Genomic DNA, 3,900 nt, shown 5'->3' on the forward strand with positions numbered 1-3,900 from the left:
GATAGGATCCTCTACGCTACAAAGCGTTGTAAGGGGAACCGGCTCTCTCGAAACCAGCTATCTCAACGGCGAAATTGTGCTTCTCGGTCGCCTTCACAATTTGGAGACTCCCTACAACTCGGCGCTTTGCAGCCTCTCCGAAAAGTTGGCCAATGGTCAACTGACGCCAAAAACAGCCACAGATGTGCCGGTTGCCCCAGTATCGATAGAGTAACCGTGCCCGATCATAAAGTGTTACACCGATAACAGTTTTCCATATGATCGGAAGATATTGGCTATTGCTCAGCTTCGATCGAGGTCGGCGCGGGACTCTCTTGGTTGAAGACTTCTTTCGCGGCCATCCGCCTCAGAAGCCTGTCACGGGCGGCACTCACATGATCGAATACCGCCTGCCCCGCTGCTTTCGGGTCCCGACTCTCGAAGGCTAGAATCATCTTCTCATGTTCGGCAATCACCACTTCAAACATATCAGGAGTATACCCACCCAGACTGTCGGCAACCGTCCGCACTACCCTCGTTCGGCCTTCAAGTATTTGTTCAGCTTCCGGGTTATTCGCGATTCCATATATACGTTTGTGGAAAGCGATATTCTCTTGCGACGCCACCATGGGCTTTCCTGACCGTATCAAGACATTGAGGTCTTCGTGCATATGACGCAGGGCCTCAATATCGCTGTCCGTTGCCATTTCGACAGCGCGGTGCGCCAACATCGATTCAATTCCGACACGAATATCGTAAATATTTCGGATATAGGTCTCCGTCAGCGCCTCGATCCGGAAACCACGGTGCGCGATGGAAATCAGGATGCCCTCTCCTTCAAGTTGGCGAAGCGCCTCGCGGATCGGCATATGGCTCACTGCATAGCGCGACGTGAGCGTTTCGATCGTCAGATGCGTGCCGGGCGCGAAATTTCCCGACACCAGATCGCCGATAATAGCTCGCTTGACCCGGAGATAAGTCGGCTCATTCAATGGTGCGCTTTCGGATATGCTCTTCGACAAGACCCACCTCGGTTCCCTGTTTTGCCAATCAGCCCATCGTTACGCGAAGCCGTTTTCAAACGCAAATATATTTGCGCAAATGTAGATTGACAGTCAAATATATTTGCGCAAATGTACGAAGATCGGGAAGCCGCCATACGAGAAGGGTGCGCCCGCGTCTTGAAAATCGTTACTCTGGGAGGAGATCGATATGAAAAATACCAGTGGCTTGCCGAGATTCACGCGTCGGAACCTTTTGCGCATGGCCGCAGTCACAGGGGTTGGGGCTGCGAGCTTGTCCCTTTTCCCCAAGGGCGCTGTGGCTCAAACATCCGCCCCACAGCCGAGCGACGACTTGATTTCGGCGGCTAAAGCCGAGGGTACTCTCACGTTCTATCATACCACCGCAATTGACCCCACGGCCGTCTGGACCGGAGCATTTACCAAGAAGTATGGAATCACGACACAGAACGTTCGCGGTCCGAGCTATCCGCTTTTCGAGCGTTGGTTGACCGAGGAACGTGTCGGCCAGCACGTGGCTGATGTTATTCAGATCACCGATACTGTACTCATTGAATCTGCCCACGATGAAAGATTGATCGCCGACTATACGCCTGCCTCCGCTGCCGGTATTCGGCCAGAGATGAAGAAGGAAGGTGTTTGGTACACGGCGTTCGTGAACGCCATGGGCATCGCCTGGAACTCCAAGCTCGTCTCGCCGGAGGAAGAAAAGCTCATCCGGGAAGGTGGTTGGAATGTACTGACGGACCCGCGCTGGAAAGGACGCATCGCGACGGGTACACCCGCTTCCGGCGGGAGCAGCTACTCCTACGTGTACATGTTCCTCGGCGGCAAACGCGATCAGTTCGGACCAGATTTTCTTGCCAAGATGGCGGCACTCAAGCCTCAGGTCTATGACAGCAAGTCGCCCATGTACGACCGGCTTGCCGCCGGAGAACACGCCATCGTCGATCAGGCATCCCAGAGCGACATGGGCGGTTTTTATCTTAAAGGTGCACCGATACGTTGGGTTTTCCCTACTCCGACGCCTGCCAACCTCACCGTGCAGACGATCTCGGCCGGCGCGCCCCATCCAAATGCCGCCCGGTTGTTCCAGGATTGGGCAATGAGTGAGGAAGGGCAAGCTGCATGGTTCAGCGTCGCGGGAGTTGCCTCCGCGCGTGAAGATACGGTCGATCCTCGCAAGGCTGCCAAGGCCGATTGGTACAAGGAAGACTGGTACAAGGATCCGGAAAGTCTGTACATCGACTACTTGAGCGATCCAGGATACGTCGATCCGGCCAAGCCGATCATAGCCGAGTGGAACCAGATTTTCGGCCGCTGAGACAGTCCGATGACAATTTCAGCGACCATACCCGTAACGGATAACGTTCCTGTTGGCCTGGTTCGAAGGAAACGCCAGAGATTGGCGCTTCCGGTCATTCTCGGATTGATTCTCGCTGTTCTGGTCCTGCTGCCGATCGTGTTGATGTTTCTCGGCGCGGTGCGGACGGGTACATTTGTCGATCCACGCGCCCATTTCTCCTTGCGCAGCGTGATCGCTGTCTACGCGACAATGCCTTACCTCAAGACGTTAATCGTCACGATCGGAGCGTCGCTCGCTGTCTCCTTCCTCGCATGTTTTGTCGGCATCGCCTTGGCATGGCTAATCTCGCGCACCGATATTCCCGCAAAGGCGTGGATGGAAAATGCCGTTATCGCTCCGCTTTATCTTTCGCCATTCGTTGGCGCTTTGGCGTGGCTTATTCTTGGTTCGCCCAATGCTGGACTGATCAATGTCCTTGCCCGCGAGGTTTTTGGTGTGACCGGCTATGCGATCAACGTGATGACCGCGACAGGGGTCATTCTCGTTATGGCACTCTACAATATTCCCTACGCCTACATGACAGTTTCAGCCGCGCTGAAAGGTATGGACCCTTCGATGGAAGAAGCATCGTACCTCAACGGAGCCGGTGTTTTCTCGACGGCGCTGAAGGTGACACTCCCGGTCGTACGGCCGTCGATTATTTCGGCGTTCTTCTTCGTCTTCGTTCTGACATGCGGGACGTTCTCCATCCCCGCGGCTTTGGGCGGAACGCAAGCCATGCCGTTTCTTGCTATCGACATCTATCGCGCGACCGCGACTTATCCGGTGGACTACGCTCGGGCTGCTGCCATCGGAACATTATTGTTTTGGATTTCACTGATCGGCGTCGCCTTCTACCGGTTTGCATCCCAGGTAGCGACACGCTTCGTAACGGTGACGGCGCGTGGCTTTCGCACACGATTTCTCAAGCTTCGAGGCTGGCGGATTCCGGCAATTGGCTTCATCCTTGCCTATGTGACACTGGCGATCATACTTCCTTACTTCGCCCTGTTTTATGTGGCTTTTACGCGCTTCACTTCGTCGAACATCCTCACTGCGAGCTATACACTCGATAATTTCCGTTCTGTCATTGCCTCGGTTGCGGTTCGACAATCAATTAGCAACACGTTGCTGGTAGGAGTGATCTCCCCCACTTTTTGCGTCCTTCTCGGAATTGTCCTCGCCTATTCGATACGACGGCTTCGTATCCGTGGCGCAGGAATTCTCGACTATATCGCTATGTTCCCGATTGCCGTGCCAGGCATCGTCTTTGGTACCGGCATTTTTTGGACCTATCTGATGACTCCCGTCTACGGAACCGTCTGGATATTGGTTATCGCCTTTGTTGCAACCTATATCCCTTATGCCTACCGCATGATCGATACGTCGATCATTCAAATCGACAGGTCTCTGGAAGAGGCATCGGCGCTTTGCGGAGCGTCCCATTTTCGCACGGCATCTCAAATAACCTTTAGGCTTATCCGGCCGAGTGTCCTCTCTGCATGGATTCTCGTGTTCATTTTTTCAATCCGTGAAATCAGCGCGGCAATCATT

The 3,900-nt window shown here is 54.2% G+C and carries 4 protein-coding genes; 3 read left to right on the forward strand and 1 reads right to left on the reverse strand.

The features are described from left to right. Nucleotides 1-214: ketopantoate reductase C-terminal domain-containing protein (locus ACXJ5O_RS20970; protein WP_457301579.1), on the forward strand; the 214-nt coding region annotated here is incomplete at its 5' end. Between the two features lie 61 nt (nt 215-275). On the opposite strand, the gene ACXJ5O_RS20975 is transcribed toward ACXJ5O_RS20970, so the two are convergent. Beyond that, nucleotides 276-1,001 carry a GntR family transcriptional regulator gene (locus ACXJ5O_RS20975; RefSeq protein WP_457301580.1) on the reverse strand — a complete coding sequence of 242 codons (726 nt, stop codon included), beginning with the start codon at nt 999-1,001 and terminating at the stop codon, nt 276-278. 190 nt (nt 1,002-1,191) lie between these two features. Here ACXJ5O_RS20975 and ACXJ5O_RS20980 point away from each other — a divergent pair, with 190 nt between their 5' ends. Continuing rightward, the gene (locus ACXJ5O_RS20980; RefSeq protein WP_457301581.1) at nt 1,192-2,325 is read left to right on the forward strand and encodes an ABC transporter substrate-binding protein; all 1,134 of its coding nucleotides are present in this window, start codon (nt 1,192-1,194) and stop codon (nt 2,323-2,325) included. Between the two features lie 9 nt (nt 2,326-2,334). Continuing rightward, on the forward strand, nt 2,335-3,900 hold a 1,566-nt coding region (locus ACXJ5O_RS20985), incomplete at its 3' end, for an ABC transporter permease (RefSeq protein WP_457301582.1).

The sequence above is a fragment of the Phyllobacterium sp. P5_D12 genome, assembly GCF_054049495.1.